Raw genomic sequence first — 16374 nt, 5'->3', positions numbered from 1 at the left:
AAAAAAGATAGAAAAATAGCGCTAAAACAACACGTGTTTTCTATTTTTCTACCTATATAAATATTTAATTAGACATCAGTATTTCCAAATAAGGTCCTGTCTTTTTCTTGATTTTTTGATGTTCAACAATTAAAAATGTGTCAAACATTTTTTGTAAAAAGAATCGATCATGAGATACGACAAGCATCGTCCCTTTAAACTCTTCTAATATTTCCTCTATCTCTTCTCTTGTTTCGATATCCAAGTGATTGGTTGGTTCATCTAGTAGTAAAAAGTTCACTTCATTTTGCATCAGTTTTGCTAATTCTAAGCGAATTTTTTCGCCACCACTTAAAAAATGCACTTGCTTCATCACATCATCACTAAAGAACGAATACTTCGCTAATATGCGACGACTTTCTTGTTCAGCAAGTGAGCAAGCTTGACTAAATGATTGTAAAACTGTTTGCTTAGGGTTTCCATACTCAATCACTTGAGGAAGATAGCCCACTTGAATATTCGTACCTTGCTTGATTTGTCCACCATCTAATGGCTCCACTTCTAAAGCAAGTTTTAGTAAGGTACTTTTACCAGCACCATTTTCGCCTATGACTGCTGAATGATCTTGCCAAAATAACGAGAACTCTACCTTATCAAACACGATTCGATCTGCATAAGCTTTACTCACTTCCTTGAATTGAAGCACCTCTTTACCTGAACGACGTGTTTCTTTAAATTTCTTCCCTAATTTTTTTCTCCCTTCTTCTCTGGGTTTCGGTACTTTTCGAATCTTTTCTAACCGTTTTTCAAGTTGTTTTGCTTTTTTGAAGAATTTTTCATTATCCCCTTCATGTCCCCACTGTCGAAAACGACGAATCGCTAATTTTATTTTTTGAATTTCCTTTTGTTGTTCCGCAAAATCTTTTCTTAATTTTTCTAATTGCTCTTCTTTTTGTCTTTTATAGGCTGAATAATTCCCTTTATATTCTTGTAAGCATCCATCTTCTAGTTCTACAATTTTGTCGATTGTATGATCTAAAAATAAACGGTCATGAGAAACAATTAAATAAGCTGTTTTTTCATGTCTTAAGTAGCCTTCAAGCCAAGTGATTCGTTTAGTATCTAAATGATTCGTTGGCTCATCTAATAAGATTAGATCATTTTCTTGGAGTAAAATTCTCGCTAAAGCGACAATCGTTTGCTCTCCACCGCTTAATTCGGATAGTTTTTTTGTTAACAAGTAATTGATCATCAAACCATTACTGATCATCTCTAATTTATTTTCCATTTCATAACCGCCAGCTTGCTGGAACTCTTCTTGCTTTTGTCCATAGTGAGCTAATGTTTTTTCTAAATTGCATTCTGATGCAGTCATTTGTTCTTCCAAACGTGTCAATTGTTTCTGAATGGCATTCAAAAATGTGAACGTTTCTAAAAGATAGTCTCTTACTCGTTGCTCACTGGCTTCTGGCATTTGTTCTAGATATCCAATACGTCCATTCTTTTTGCAACTGATAGTTCCCGATTCTACCCCTTCAAGCCCAGTAATTATTTTTAAAATCGTTGATTTTCCTGAGCCATTGGTTCCGATCAGTCCAATTTTTTCACCTTTGTTGATTTGTAAATTTAATTCTTCAAATAGCGGTATTGTTCCATAATTCTTAGTTATTTTTTGTAATTGTACTAACATCTCTTCCTCTTTCTGCCATTCAGACAGATCAACAGTAATAAAAAGTACCATTTATTTTAGCGTACACAAAAAAGCTGAACAACGTTCTTCGTTCAACCTTCATTATTTACTCTGGCTAAGCTATCCATATTCTTGTTGTCTCCTACAAGTGAAATATTTTAGCGTTTTTCTTGTTATTTTATGACTAGATATTTTAAGCAAATAAGTCTGAATGGTCTGTTTTATTTAATTTTCCAACCCTTTTTGGACACACTTGTCCCTTGAGTTAAAAAATTGGAAATAATCACATGACAAAAAGCTAAATACGCTATTATAAATGAAAAGCTTACTGTTATTTTTGGCATGCTGACCATTGTACTTATTCACCACCTTCGTCATTTCTTGCTTACCATTGTATCATGATGTTTTCATTTGTGCAAAATGAGTTTTTTATCCTAGTTGCTGGTAACATTCTAAGCGTTCCTCTAGTGTTCCTGTATGCAATTCAAATAAATGATTGTCAAAGTCGTAAAAATAAAGAGATCTTGCTTCACCAACAACTCGTGAGCGTCCAGGTTTGATTTCTAATTTTATGGCCTTTATTCTTTCTAAATACCTGTCATATTCACTTTCTTCAATCTTAAAAGCAATATGATTGTAGGTTTTTGTAGGTAAAGATTCTCCTTGCATGATTGCAATCCAAAGCTCATTATTAATCAAGAAAAATTTTTCTTGCGCCACTGAGAATGTATCCATTCCACTATTATAGACTTCCTTTGCATCAAATATTGTTTCAAAAAATAAACTAGCTTTTATCAAATCATGAACAATAAATGTCATATGACTAATCACGATCTTTCCTCCTATCTAGATGCGTATAATAAACGAGCGCGAGACAAAACTAAAAGTCAGTTTTGTTTCGCGCTCAAAATTTGAATAGACGACAAGATAAAAGCAGCTTCTTCGGAAATAAATGCTTTTGTCTCAGTCTGTTTTACTTTTCTAGTTTGCGACAATATTCACCAATTTATCAGGTACAACAATTACTTTACGAACTGTTTTCCCTTCAACAAAACTTTGAATTTCTTCTGTCGCTAATGCTTGTGCTTCTAATTCATCTTTACTTAAACCTCGTGCTACATTTAATTTCGCCCGAACTTTCCCATTCACTTGGAAAACCACTTCGACTTCATCTTCTACTAATGCGGCTTCATCATAGGTCGGCCAAGGTGCGTTTGTTAAACTTTCCTCATTGCCAAGGATTGCCCATAGCTCTTCCCCAATATGTGGTGCGATCGGTGCTAGTAGTTGAACAAAGCCTTCAATATATTCATATGGTAAAACATCAACTTTATTTGCCTCATTAACAAAGACCATCAATTGTGAAATTGCGGTATTAAAGTGGAGATTCTCCATGTCTTCTGTCACTTTTTTCACAGTTTGATGATAAACCTTCGTTAGACGACCGTCATTTATCGTCGTGATTCGATCACGCATCTTGTTATTTTCATCAACGATCAAGCGCCAAACACGATCCAAGAATTTACGACTGCCTTCAAGTCCATTTTCACTCCACGCAATAGAGGCATCTAACGGTCCCATGAACATTTCATACATTCTAAGAGTATCTGCACCAAATTTTTCAACAACATCATCAGGATTTACGACATTTTTCAATGATTTACTCATTTTAGCTGGTGCTTCTTCCAGCTCTTCACCCGTTTCGATATTTACCCAAACACCATCTCGTTTTTCGACCATATTCGTAGGAACTAATGCTCCACGGCCATCTCGGAAGCTTTGACCTAGGATCATTCCTTGATTATATAGTTTTTGGTAAGGTTCTTTTGTAGGAACTACGCCGATATCATATAAAAATTTATGCCAAAAGCGTGCATATAGTAGATGCAATACTGCATGCTCTGCTCCACCGATATAAATATCCACAGGCAACCAGCGTTCTAATTTTTCATAGTTAGCAAGTTCATTTTTATTATGAGGATCAATATAGCGTAAATGGTACCATGAGCTTCCTGCCCATTGTGGCATGGTGTTGGTTTCACGTTTACCTTTTTTACCAGTTTCAGGGTCGATCACATTGATCCATTCAGTAATATTCGCAAGTGGAGATTCACCAGTTCCACTTGGTTTGATATCATCTGTTTTAGGTAATTTCAATGGTAGTTCAGATTCTGGCACGGTTGTTGTCGTACCGTCTTCCCAATGAATCACAGGAATCGGCTCCCCCCAATAACGTTGACGAGAAAACAGCCAATCACGTAGGCGGTATGTGACTTCTTTTTTGCCACAGCCATTAGCTTCTAACCACTGATACATTTTTTCATTTGCTTCCTCTTTTGTTAGACCATCTAAGAAACCAGAATTGATATGAAGACCATCCCCAGTGTATGCTTCTTTGGTGATATTCCCACCTTCAATGACTTGGATCATTTCGATGTCAAACTTACTAGCAAAGGCATGGTCTCTTTCATCATGTGCTGGTACAGCCATAACAGCACCTGTTCCATAGCTTCCTAGAACGTAATCTGCAATCCAGATTGGGATTTCTTTGCCATTCACTGGATTGATTGCATAGGCACCTGTAAAAGCTCCAGTTTTTGTTTTAGATAAATCTGTACGATCTAAATCAGATTTTTTACTTACTTCTTCTTGATAAGCCGTAACTGCAGCTTTTTGCTCTGACGTTGTGATTTCATCAACAATTTTTAACTCGGGTGCAACAACTAAGTAACTAGCACCAAATAGGGTATCGGCACGAGTTGTAAAAACTGTTATCGTGTCATTGCTTCCTTTAATCTTAAAATCAACATTTGCTCCTTCAGAACGGCCAATCCAATTGCGTTGCATATCCTTAATACTTTCAGGCCAGTCCACTAAATCTAAATCATCTAGTAAGCGATCTGCATATGCAGTAATTTTAAGCATCCACTGACGCATTGGTTTTCTGACAACGTCGTAACCACCGCGTTCACTTTTACCATCAATCACTTCTTCATTAGAAATCACTGTTCCTAGTTCTGGTACCCAGTTAACAGCTACTTCCGCTTCATAAGCTAAACCATGTTCATATAATTTCGTAAAAATCCATTGTGTCCATTTGTAATATTCTGGATCTGTTGTGTTGATTTCGCGATTCCAATCATAACTAAATCCTAGAGAGTTGATTTGGCGTTTAAAGGTTTCAATATTTTTTTTCGTAAACTCTGCTGGATCATTTCCTGTATCTAAGGCATATTGCTCTGCAGGTAATCCAAAGGCATCCCAGCCCATTGGGTGTAAAACACTATAGCCTTGGCTTCGTTTCATTCTAGATAAGATATCTGTTGCTGTATACCCTTCTGGATGCCCAACATGTAGCCCTTGTCCTGATGGATATGGAAACATGTCTAAAGCATAAAATTTTTCTTTATTTGGATCATCATAAGTCGTGAAACTGTTATGTTTCGCCCAATATTTTTGCCATTTTTTCTCGATTTTCTTGTGATCGTAACTCACTTTTTTGTCCTCCTATTTCGGTAACTATTTATTGATGATTTCTGCCTATTTCTTAGGTTAATCTTTTCACTTTGTTAACGTGTTGGCTTGGTGATGATTTACTAGTTTGGTCGCCAAGTATTGCGCTTCATCAGCTCTGCAAGCAATCGCTGTGATTTGCAACAAAAACGCCCTACAGGAAAAATTCCTATAGGACGTGTGACTGACAACGTGGTACCACCTAATTTCACTTGTATAAAACAAGCCTCAACGTTTTAACGACCGTCGCCGATTTTACTTAATGAAGATTGAAGGATTGTTGGCATTTTTTTGATTTCCTAAATCAGAAAACGAAAACTCTACATTCCATCGCTTGTTCAGTAAAATAACTCAAAGGCGAGTTCGAAAGCTTCTGTGCGTATTTTCACCAGCCATACGCTCTCTAAAACATGGTTCTTTCTACTATTCCTTTTCACTGTTTATCTATCATGTGCTATCATACTACCAAACTTCTTAACGGATTTCAATCGTTTTATTTAACTTTCAATCTTTGACCAATATAAATTGTATCACCAGATAATCCGTTTAATTGTTTGATTTTTTGAATGCTTGTTCCATATGTTTGAGACAGTCCCCATAAAGTATCACCATTTTTTACAGTGTGAGATCCGGCTGTTTGGATGCTTCCTTGAGTATTGGATGAATTGGTTGAACCTGTTTGACCTTTTTTCACGATCAATTTTTGTCCTGGATAAATGATATCTCCATTTATATTATTCCATTGACGTAAATTGGCAATACTTGTCCCGTTTGCATTAGCGATCGCCCATAAAGAGTCCCCAGACTTCACCGTATAATGACCAGTAGCGGCTCCTGCATTGCTTGATCCACCAGTGTTACCAGTTGAACCACTATTGCCATTACTGGTACTGCCGCCGCCAGCATTAGAACCACCTTTTTTCACGATCAACTTTTGACCTGGATAAATGATATCTCCATTTATATTATTCCATTGACGTAGATTGGCGATACTTACGCCGTTTGCACTAGCAATTGCCCATAAGCTATCACCTGATTTTACAGTATAATATGCATTTGAAGAGCTTGTATTCCCTGAGCCGCCAGTACTACCTGTCGATCCGCCTGTCGTTCCTCCAGTACTACCACCAGTGCTACCAGAGCTTTTTTTCACGATCAATTTTTGTCCTGGGTGGATGATATCTCCGCTCAAGTTATTCCATTGACGCAAGTTCGCAATGCTTATCCCGTTTGCATTAGCAATCGCCCACAAAGAATCACCTGATTTTACTGTGTAATATGAATTAGTCCCTGTATTACTGGAACCTCCGGTATTGCCCGTTGAACCGCCAGTGTTACCACCAGTACTACCGCCACCTGTGTTGCTAGAACCTTTTTTCACGATTAATTTTTGACCGACATAAATGACATCGCTGGATAAGTTATTCCAACTTTTAATAGTAGCGATCGATGTGCCATATTTCGCCGATAAGGCCCATAGGCTATCTCCAGCTTTTACTGTGTGCGTCACATTTTGACCGCTAGTATCGCCGCCAGTGTTGTTTGACCCACCGGTATTACCACCAGTATTACTCTCACCTGTGTTGCCACCGGTATCACCACCAGTATTCCCGCCACCTGATGAAGGCGTGTCATATTGAGTTAAGTTATAGGTTGTAATAATCGTATTAAGCTTTGTATTGTAACTTGGATCTGTTGCATAACGTCCAGTTAACCAAGCAGTGGCATCTCTGTAAGAATTCGTATTACTTTTCCAAGCTCCTGAATAATAATAAACACCAGACTGAAATGATGTATTTCTCAACACATAGGCATTGTCACTAAATGATTCTGAATAGGACGGATATTTTCTAAACGCAGCATCTACTTGAATCCACTGACCATTAATAACTTCCCACGTTTTCATTGTAACAGATTGCCCTTGATAACTTCCTTTGATTCCAAACAAGTTATGATTTGGTGCAGCAGATAACGTACTTCTACCCCAATCACTTTCAAGAATCGCTTGAGCCATCATCACTGACGCATATAAATCATTTGCGGCTGCAACAGAACGAGCGTGTCCTGCTATATCAGCAATAAAGGTACTTGGGCTGATACTTCTAGATTGTGCAGCAAACGCTGAACGCATCGTAAGTTCTGGCGCCTCAGTATCTTTTGTTTCAGTTATAGATGAATCCGTTGTTTCATTAGAGTCTGTCGTAACGTCAGTTGTCTCAGTACTCTCAGTTGTTTCTGATGTATTCAATTCTGATGATTCTTGTGTTTCAGATGTTTCTTCACTTGAAGCTTCTTCAGGTGCTGTGGTCTGATTTTCTTGCATCATCGAATCGTTCGTGTCAGTTACCGTTCTTTGTCTTTGAACGTCTTCTGTATGTGTATTTATCTCCGAGTAACTTACGTGCGCGCTTGAATTTTGATCTTCTGTGGCTTCTGCTATTTTTGGTACAGCGATCGGTGCAGCAATTGAGGAAACTACAATCACAGAGCTAAGCACAGTCGTTCCTTTTTTGAACTGATCGTAAGCTAGCTTGTTCTGTTCAGCTTTCCTCCGTTCTTTTCTAGATGTTTTATACTTCTCCATGCTATATCCTCCGAATTTTCTAAAAAAAGTATTCCTTGATTTATAGTATACCCTTTTTTCAAACAAAATAGAAATATTTTTTATTTTTTTCTTTGTCATTATACAAATAAAAGTGTAATTTTTTTCTTTCTTGTTTGCTATTTTTTCTTATTATTTTTTTAATTAGAACTCGGTCTCAAGTCTGATGTCTCTCTTTACCTTAGGCTGATTTTTTAACGAAGTACTTGTTATTGCTCTTAAAAAAAATTATAGTGAAGAAGAAGTAATCTGATCGTAAAATGAAATGGGGGAAAAAAATGAATAAAGAGCATTTTTTAATTGAGTTGAAAATCTACTTAAAACCTCTGACTAACCAACAGCAAGTTTTTATCTTAAATAAATATGAAACGATTTTTGAAGAACGATTAGCTGATGGTCAAACAGAAGAGGAAATAGCAAAAAGTCTTGGAAAACCAAGAGGGATTGCAGAAGAAATTTTACAAGAGTTTGATATTACTGTCCCTGAAAAAAGACTCGAACGAGATGGCTGGCAAGAGATTCAGCCAATTGTCAATGATAAGTACTATTATGAAGACATACCTGAGCATCCTTATGATGACACCTACCATTCTTATGAACGTCCTCATCGTAGTGGTTTTATGCGTTTTTGTCAGGTTGCAGGCGTCCTTGCATTTAATTTTATGTTTATGTTTTGGATGATTTTTGCTATTGTTATGGTTTTTTTCGCCTGTTGGCTCGTTGCTGTTGTGTTCTTATTTTCACCAATTTTAGGAGGAATCTCGCTCGTTGCTGGATTTAATGATGGTACAATGTTCCAGTTATTCCTTAGCCTATTCCTTTCTGGTGCTGGTATTATCGGACTAGTGATTTTAGCACCACTAACAAAATTCTTTGGAAAATGTTTAAAACGTTACCTACAATGGAATATTCGCGTTTTAAGAGGAGAGATTTAATATGAAAAAGACGACTGCTTTTTTTCTGACCATTGGCGTTTTAGCTATGATCATCGGTGGGATTGGCAGTGCTGTTTATTACAGACGTGCTGAACATTCGATGACTGATACGAAAAGACAAAGTTATGAGATAAAAAACAAACAAAATACCAAAGAGATTCACCTTAATCTTTCTGGGAATGCAAATTTTTATATTCTAACTGAGAATTCAAATAAGGTGGTAATGAATTCTAGAAGTTCACTTCCGATTTCTTTGAACAGCTCTTTAGATGTTGAGGAAAAAAATGACCAGTTAACGATTTCCGCAAAAAGTGATAAGAAAAGACAGGAACTTGACGGAATGAAGTTAGATATTTTTAATAGAGGTTCAGCTGTTAGTTTAACGATACCAGATTCTGTTGAGCGTTTAATCATTGACGGTAATGCCCAAGGCTCGATCCATATTTCAGAAGTTACCGCAAAAAATTTAGCGATCACAATGGGGAACGCTGATATCGACCTTACTAGTATCGATACAGAAAAATTAGCGGTAGAGACAGCGAATGGCTATCTTAATGTTTATAATGACGTTCGAACTGGCGAAGCGATGTTTCAGACGAAAAACGGTGATATTCAGCTAAATGATTTCGCAGCCTCTAATTGGTCTGCTACTAGTACTTCTGGAGATATTCATATAAATACAGCTAAAGGCATCGCTAAACTAGACACAACAAATGGCGATATCGAAGCAACTGATCTTAAAGGAGAAGCTGAAGTGACTAGTGTCAATGGTAGTTTTTCCCTGTATGGAACAGAAATTCCAAAGAAATTACGCGTTGAAACACAACAAGGAGACATTCAATTGTATACAGAAGAAATTCTGTATGATGTCACGATCAAAACAAAAACCAAATTAGGAGACAGTACGATTTTCGGAAAAGAACGGACTTCTTTTAAACGTGGAAAAGGAACAAAATCATTTGAACTTCGAACAGACTCTGGAGACATTTCAGTTGAAGGTCCCTCCGATTATGAAGATGGCGAGGATGAATAATTTTCTATTCCTCTAATTTTTTAAGCCTATAGGAGAACTTTTTAAAGTTTTCCTATAGGCTTATTTTTTTTCGAGAATCTCAGCTGTCTTCTTAATTATTTGATGTTATAATAAACTTTATCTAATTTGGAAAGGAATTTTCATGAAAAATAAATTATACTATCAATTTGCTGGCAGCTGCTTTTTAGTTGTTTTTATGTTTTTAGGTTATGTAGTGCGCTTTTATCCTAGTTGGTTGAACGGTTTCGATCAAGCAATTACAACACTAGTACGGACACCTTATCCTTCTGCAAATCAATTTTTTATTTGGTATACAAGATTTGCTGATCCTTTAACGGTAGGCATTCTTTCTCTAGCCATTGCGTTTATACTATTTAGAGGGAAATATTATGCTGAGATGCTTTGGTTGTTGATTAATACTGGCCTAATCGCCGGTGTCGCAAACCCATTGATCAAATTATTATTCATGCGACCACGTCCAACTTTAAACCATTTAGTTACAGAGCATAGCTACAGTTTTCCAAGTGGTCATTCCACCGGAAGTGTTCTGCTGTACGGTACGATTATTTTATTATTACCGCAATTTATCAAACAAAAAAAGCTTTGTCTCTTGTTACAGATTCTCTTAGGTTTAGGGATCTTCCTGATCGGTATCAGTCGAATCTATGCAGGTGTTCACTTCCCTAGCGATGTTTTAGGTGGCTTTTGTTTTGGGCTTGCGTGGTTGTTGATGACGTATCCGATTTATTTAGAAAAACGTTTTGTTTGGCGCTTTAAAAGTAAACAACAATAGAAAGAAGAAAAATTATGGTTGAATTTATCTATACAGAAGATCCAAACAAACGCTATCATACATGGAATTACGCCTTACGTAAGCAGTTTGGTGGGAAGATTTTCAAAGTACCTTTAGATGGTGGATTTGACTGTCCTAATCGTGACGGAACGGTGGCTAAAGGAGGGTGTACATTTTGTAGCGTTTCTGGCTCAGGCGATATGATCGTAGCACCTTCTGAGCCTTTACCCATCCAATTTCAAAAAGAAGTACACATGATGCACAAAAAATGGCCTCAAGTGAACCAGTATATTGTCTATTTTCAAAATTTCACGAATACACATGCACCAGTAGAAGTGATTCGGCATCGTTTTGAACAAGTGGTGAACGAACGAGGTGTTGTAGGTATTTCAGTTGGAACACGTCCCGATTGTCTTCCAGATGATGTGGTTGAGTATTTGGCCGAATTGAATCAGCGTTATTATCTGTGGGTAGAGTTAGGCTTACAGACAACTTATGAACATACAAGTAATACAATCAATCGGGCACATGATTATCAGACATACTTAAATGGTGTCGCGAAATTGCGAAAGCATAATATTCGAGTCTGTACTCATCTGATCAATGGTTTACCAGGTGAAAGTTTGGAGATGATGCGGGAAAATGTTCGGCGGACGATCCTTGATTCCGATATCCAAGGGATTAAACTACACCTACTACATTTAATGACCAATACTCGCATGTTGCGGGATTATCATGAAGGTCGCTTGCAATTAATGACTCGGAACGATTATGTCAATGTGATTTGCGACCAATTGGAAATGATTCCCCCAGAGATCGTGATCCATCGTTTAACTGGAGATGCACCGACAGATGCTTTAGTAGGGCCAATGTGGAGCCTTAAGAAGTGGGAAGTCTTAAATGCTATTGACAATGAGATGAAACGCCGAAATAGCGTGCAGGGAATCTATAATGTTCGAAACAGTCAGGAGGTTCACACTTAATGCTACAAACCGCGCTACATTTTAGTCACACTCTTTTAAGAGACGTTATTCATGAAGGGGATTGTGTGGTAGATGCCACGATGGGCAACGGTCATGATACAGCGTTCTTAGCAGAGTTAGTTGGACCTAGGGGATTAGTTTATGCCTTTGATGTACAAGAACAAGCTTTAGCCAATACGGAAAAAAAACTGATTGAGTTAGGATACCAAGCACGAGTAACTTTATTCCAACAGGGGCATGAAATGATCGATACACAGCTTTCAACAGAAACTTCTTTAAGAGCCGCGATCTTTAATCTCGGTTATCTTCCTAAAGGAGATAAACAGATTATCACAAAACCAGATACTACGGAACAAGCTTTAGACGCTTTGCTTCCTAGATTACTAGCTAAGGGACGAATTATTTTAGTTGTTTATTATGGTCATTTTGGTGGTCAAGCGGAACTGAAACTTGTACAAGAGTATTGTCAACAGTTACCGCAAGAAATGTATAATGTCTTGACTTATCAGTTTATTAATCAGAAGAACAACCCACCTATTTTATTTTGTATTGAGAAGAAGTAGGGAGTCAACGGCTGTATTTTTTACCTATATACTAAATGAAAAGAGCAATCCTTAAAAATATAGGGTTGTTCTTTTGTTTTATTCAAACATAAAATAGGTGTAGGTTGATCGATCGTTTAGCTTTTGAAGTAATAAACGCTTATTAAATGAACGGGCTAATGATGCGCAGTTTGGTACTCCAAGCATGGTGGAATACCAGAGACATTACTTGAATCACTATTAATAGCCATTTTGTGCCTCCTTCATTATCATATTGTCTTATTTGGTTCATCATATACTACAACTATGAGAAAACAATTCCATGATGAGAATAGAGGGCAATCAGATTAATTCGCTAACGCACCTCATCTAATTCCCCGTCTTTTGACCCTTAGCCAATTTTTATGGATGAACAAAAAGAGTCTGGGATATAACTCTACGAGTTATATCTCAGACTCAAAGAATCCGTATAAACGGTGGGAGCAGAAGCAATCACTACGCTTCGCTTCGATCACATCAAATTTTAAGTGCTAAAGCACTAAGATTTGAAGGCTTCGGAAATAAGCCGAAATTCACAAAAATTTGAAGAGCAATTTTCGTGAATTCCTTCTTATTTCTCGGGATTAAACACTCCTGTCCCAACCTCTACTATTATTCAAATACAAACTGATTATGATAAAGTTCTGCATAAAACCCATCTTGTTTCAAGAGTTCATGATGGTTTCCTTCTTCGATTACTTCACCATTTCTTAAGACTACGATCCGGTCTGCATTTAGAATTGTTTTTAAGCGGTGAGCGATCACAAAGCTTGTTCTGCCTTTGATTGCTTCATCCATTGCTTTTTGAATTTTCGCTTCTGTTACAGTATCTACATTACTTGTTGCTTCATCTAGGATCAACAATGATGGATTTGTGATGATTGTACGGGCAATACTGATTAATTGTTTTTGCCCTGTACTGAAAATGTTGTTTTCTTCAGTAATTTCTGTATCATACCCATTTTCTTGTTCTAAGATAAACTCGTGAATATTGGCTTGTTTTGCGGCTTCAATAATTTCTTTTTCTGTCGCTTCTGGTTTACCAAACGCTATGTTTGCTCGAATCGTACCAGAAAATAACACAGAATCCTGCAACACAATTCCCACATGAGAACGTAGACTGCTTAATTCAATTTCACGGATATCTGTTCCATCAAATGTCACAGAGCCATTATTTACATCATAAAAACGATTCAATAAATTCATAATTGTCGTTTTCCCTGAGCCTGTCGGACCAACTAAAGCGACCATTTCGCCTTTTTTTACATCGATCGAAACATCTTTTAAGATTGGTACTTCAGAATCATAGCCAAAGTCAACATGCTGCAGTGTCACTGACTCTTTGATTCCATCGATTTCTTTTCCATCATTTGGATTGATTTCGTCTGGTTCATCAAACATTTCATTCAGACGACGAGCACCAGTGATCGCAAGTTGGATCATGCTGTAACCAGATGAAATTTGCATCAATGGTTGGTAATATTGTTGTGAATACTGAACAAAGGTAACAACTAAGCCTAACGCAACACTCTTCTCTAGATCGCCATTCAATGCTAGCCAACCGCCAAAGAAAATCACGATTGCTGTATTCACAAGAGACATTCCTTGCATCATTGGAAATAACAGACCTGAATACACTTGTCCTTTGAACGTTGCTTTACGCACCGTTTCATTCTGTTCAAGAAAACCGTCAATTGTTTCTTCTTGCAGGCCATTGGTGATGATCATGCGTTGACCGCTGATTTTTTCATCCATATAGCCATTCAGCTTTCCAACTTCATCTTGCTGGATGTCGACGTATTTACGTGCTTTACTAATAACAACGATTGCAATCACTAACGCAACAGGTGTTGAAGCAATTGTTGCCCAAGCTAATTGAACATTTTGTTGGAACATCATGATCAAGATGCCCACAAATAATGCAGCATTCGTCAACACTTGAAGCAATGCTTGATTCAGGCTATTTTGAATATTATCCAAGTCACTTGTAAAACGACTTAAAATCTCACCATCTTGATGAGAATCAAAGAAACGAATCGTCAATTTTTCTAGCTTATTGAATAAACCAATACGCATTCGATTCGTCGACTTCCCAACAACTTGTGTAAATAAAATACTATAGATAAAGTTCGCTGCACTTGTTAGTACGTAAAAGATCAATAGTTTCCAGACAATATCAATAAACTTACTTTTATCATCCGTTCCTTTCATCAATGCATTAACATAATTAGCCAACTCTTGGATGGCTTCTCCCACAAACTGTGGTGCTTTTACTTGGAGATAAGTTGCAATAATAATCGTCACAAAAATAAAGAAGAAGGAAAGTTTATAGCGTTTTAAATAATGAAAAAAGAATTTACTCGCTCTTATTAAATCAGTCATTATCTTCATCCTTTCCCTTTTGAGTTTCGTAGATTTCTTGGTAGGTCGGGTTCGTTTTTGCTAATTCGTCATGCGTCCCCGCGCCTACTAATTGTCCCTTATCCAAAACTAAAATACGGTCTGCGTGAACGACTGAAGAAATCTTCTGAGCAATCACGATTGTTGTTGTATCTTTCAAATCTTTATCCAACGCTTCTCTAACTAAACGCTCTGAACGAGCATCTAACGCACTTGTACTATCATCTAAAATCAAGATTTTAGGATCACCGATCACGCCTCTAGAAATAGATAAACGTTGTTTTTGTCCTCCAGAAAAGTTGTTGCTTCGCTCCGCTACTGGCGCTTCATATTGTAAGGCTAATTTTTCGATAAATTCTTTGGCCTGCGCAATTTCAGTTGCCCGACTCATATCCGATTCACTAGCATCTTTTTTCCCTTGACGCAAATTTTGCGAAATCGTTCCGGAAAAAAGAATCGCTTTTTGTAGAACAAATGAAACCGTCTTACGTAAACTATGCTCATTGACCTCTTTTAAATCAACACCGCCGACCTTCACAGTTCCTTGTGATGGATCAAATAATCGAGGAATCAATTGTGCCAAGGTTGATTTACCTGCCCCAGTTGCCCCTACGATCCCGATCATTTCACCAGGCTTGATTGAAAACGAGAGGTCTTTCAGTGTATCGGTATCATCTCCTGGATAACGGAAACTAACGTGATCAAACACCACACTACCATCCAAGTCTTGTTCAGGAACCTCTTTGTAGCTAAGTGCTGGAACAGTGTCCATGACTTCTTTGATACGCTTGATCGAAACTGCCGCACGTGAAGTCATCATCATCATCATTCCGCCGATAATGATCGCCATCATAATTTGCATCAAATAACTCATAAATGATGCGATACTACCGACTAAAGTTGGATCATCTTTCACTAAGTTTCCCACAAGAAAAATTGAGCCTACGACTGCTAAATTTGCAGCTAGCATAAACGATGGAATCATCACTGAAAACAAAGTCCCTACAATTAGGTTATGTTTTGTCAGTTCATCACTGACCTTGCTGAAACGGTTCAACTCATTTTTTTCCTGCACGAATGATTTTACTACACGAATTCCTAGAAGGTTTTCTTTGGCTAAGCCATTCACTTTATCAATCAAGGTTTGGATGATCATAAAGTGTTTGCCCATCTGTGAAAAGGATAAAACTGTAATAATAAACACTGCAACCACTAATAATACGATCACCCACCATAATTGAGGTAAGGTCATCATCGCTAAAATGAAACTACCGATAAAAAGAATCGGAATCCTAAATAGCGACTGTAGTGCGATCATGATAACATTTTGAATTTGAGTTACATCATTGGTCAAACGGACAACCAAATTCCCTGCTGAAAATTCTTCAATATTTCCAAATGAAAAGGTTTGGATCTTACGAAAGGTTGCCTCACGAATGTCTGCACTCACACCTTGTGCTACTTTGGCAGAATAAATTGTATTAAAAACCCCTGCAATCAATCCAAGTCCGGCAATCCCAATCAAATACAAGCCTAGTTCTTTCATTTGACTCTTATCATCTTTAATAATTGCTTCTAATACTTTTTGTAATAATTTAGGCTGCCATAATGCCGACATGACCATGATAACAACCGTAAACAATGCTATGGTGACTTCCAGCTTGTACTTTTTGACATGCTTCATAATAATACTCATATAATCCCAACTTCCTTTGTAAAACTAGCCTAATTTGATTCATTGTGCAACTTTCAACGATCAATTAATGTTATGATGTGATAGAAGCAAGACACGATTGCCTTCAATAAAATTCACAAACTTAACGCTGTAAAATAAGGCTGCATAACAATTTACCATTTTTAGAACT

The 16374-nt window shown here is 37.2% G+C and carries 11 protein-coding genes and 1 other annotated feature; of the genes, 5 read left to right on the top strand and 6 right to left on the bottom strand.

Features of this window, described 5'->3' with window-relative positions; genetic code table 11:
* Window positions 1–64: 64 nt before the first annotated feature.
* From abc-f to BCR24_RS01870, 4 genes are all read right to left on the bottom strand, one after another.
* Window positions 65–1669, bottom strand: coding sequence for a ribosomal protection-like ABC-F family protein (gene abc-f, locus BCR24_RS01885; RefSeq protein ID WP_069638871.1), 1605 nt, complete (start codon window positions 1667–1669; stop codon window positions 65–67).
* A gap of 429 nt (window positions 1670–2098) precedes the next feature.
* The gene (fosX, locus tag BCR24_RS01880; protein ID WP_069638971.1) at window positions 2099–2488 is read right to left on the bottom strand and encodes a FosX/FosE/FosI family fosfomycin resistance hydrolase; all 390 of its coding nucleotides are present in this window, start codon (window positions 2486–2488) and stop codon (window positions 2099–2101) included.
* Between the two features lie 162 nt (window positions 2489–2650).
* Window positions 2651–5164 (bottom strand): leucine--tRNA ligase, encoded by a 2514-nt coding sequence (gene leuS / locus BCR24_RS01875; protein ID WP_069638870.1) that lies wholly within the window; start codon window positions 5162–5164, stop codon window positions 2651–2653.
* 187 nt (window positions 5165–5351) lie between these two features.
* Window positions 5352–5628, bottom strand: a binding site (T-box leader).
* Between the two features lie 47 nt (window positions 5629–5675).
* Entirely contained in the window at window positions 5676–7766 is a 2091-nt protein-coding gene (locus tag BCR24_RS01870; protein ID WP_069638869.1) for a muramidase family protein, read from the bottom strand.
* 296 nt (window positions 7767–8062) lie between these two features.
* On the opposite strand from BCR24_RS01870, the gene BCR24_RS01865 reads away from it, so the two are divergent.
* The 5 genes from BCR24_RS01865 to mnmM all read left to right on the top strand — a co-directional run bounded on the left by BCR24_RS01865 (window position 8063) and on the right by mnmM (window position 12091).
* Window positions 8063–8719 (top strand): DUF1700 domain-containing protein, encoded by a 657-nt coding sequence (locus tag BCR24_RS01865; RefSeq protein WP_069638868.1) that lies wholly within the window; start codon window positions 8063–8065, stop codon window positions 8717–8719.
* Window position 8720: 1 nt separating this feature from the next.
* Window positions 8721–9752 (top strand): DUF4097 family beta strand repeat-containing protein, encoded by a 1032-nt coding sequence (locus BCR24_RS01860; protein ID WP_069638867.1) that lies wholly within the window; start codon window positions 8721–8723, stop codon window positions 9750–9752.
* Between the two features lie 142 nt (window positions 9753–9894).
* Entirely contained in the window at window positions 9895–10545 is a 651-nt protein-coding gene (locus BCR24_RS01855) for a phosphatase PAP2 family protein (protein ID WP_069638866.1), read from the top strand.
* Between the two features lie 14 nt (window positions 10546–10559).
* On the top strand, window positions 10560–11528 hold the full coding sequence (mnmL, locus tag BCR24_RS01850) for a tRNA modification radical SAM protein MnmL/YtqA (protein ID WP_069638865.1): 969 nt from the start codon (window positions 10560–10562) through the stop codon (window positions 11526–11528).
* Window positions 11528–12091 carry a tRNA 5-(aminomethyl)-2-thiouridylate-methyltransferase MnmM gene (gene mnmM / locus BCR24_RS01845; RefSeq protein WP_069638864.1) on the top strand — a complete coding sequence of 188 codons (564 nt, stop codon included), beginning with the start codon at window positions 11528–11530 and terminating at the stop codon, window positions 12089–12091. The genes mnmL and mnmM overlap by 1 nt, the downstream gene beginning before the upstream one ends.
* 630 nt (window positions 12092–12721) lie before the next feature.
* Here the strand turns inward: mnmM and BCR24_RS01840 are convergent.
* Together BCR24_RS01840 and BCR24_RS01835 are read right to left on the bottom strand one after the other, a co-directional pair.
* A complete protein-coding gene (locus BCR24_RS01840; RefSeq protein WP_069638863.1) occupies window positions 12722–14491 on the bottom strand; it encodes an ABC transporter ATP-binding protein in 1770 nt (589 codons plus the stop codon).
* Window positions 14484–16205, bottom strand: coding sequence for an ABC transporter ATP-binding protein (locus BCR24_RS01835; protein ID WP_069638862.1), 1722 nt, complete (start codon window positions 16203–16205; stop codon window positions 14484–14486). Before BCR24_RS01835 ends, BCR24_RS01840 begins: the two co-directional genes overlap by 8 nt.
* Between the last annotated feature and the right edge of the window lie 169 nt (window positions 16206–16374).

This window comes from Enterococcus ureilyticus (assembly GCF_001730315.1).
Taxonomy (GTDB): Bacteria; Bacillota; Bacilli; order Lactobacillales; family Enterococcaceae; genus Enterococcus_L; species Enterococcus_L ureilyticus.
Note: the sequence above shows the minus strand (reverse complement) of the source record. Positions and strands in the feature narration are given on the sequence as shown.

Coding starts and splice junctions, on each gene's coding strand:
- abc-f (WP_069638871.1), bottom strand. CDS start 1,669: ATGTTAGTACAATTACAAAAAATAACTAAGAATTATGGAACAATACCG.
- fosX (WP_069638971.1), bottom strand. CDS start 2,488: ATGACATTTATTGTTCATGATTTGATAAAAGCTAGTTTATTTTTTGAA.
- BCR24_RS01870 (WP_069638869.1), bottom strand. CDS start 7,766: ATGGAGAAGTATAAAACATCTAGAAAAGAACGGAGGAAAGCTGAACAG.
- BCR24_RS01865 (WP_069638868.1), top strand. CDS start 8,063: ATGAATAAAGAGCATTTTTTAATTGAGTTGAAAATCTACTTAAAACCT.
- BCR24_RS01860 (WP_069638867.1), top strand. CDS start 8,721: ATGAAAAAGACGACTGCTTTTTTTCTGACCATTGGCGTTTTAGCTATG.
- BCR24_RS01855 (WP_069638866.1), top strand. CDS start 9,895: ATGAAAAATAAATTATACTATCAATTTGCTGGCAGCTGCTTTTTAGTT.
- mnmL (WP_069638865.1), top strand. CDS start 10,560: ATGGTTGAATTTATCTATACAGAAGATCCAAACAAACGCTATCATACA.
- mnmM (WP_069638864.1), top strand. CDS start 11,528: ATGCTACAAACCGCGCTACATTTTAGTCACACTCTTTTAAGAGACGTT.
- BCR24_RS01840 (WP_069638863.1), bottom strand. CDS start 14,491: ATGACTGATTTAATAAGAGCGAGTAAATTCTTTTTTCATTATTTAAAA.
- BCR24_RS01835 (WP_069638862.1), bottom strand. CDS start 16,205: ATGAGTATTATTATGAAGCATGTCAAAAAGTACAAGCTGGAAGTCACC.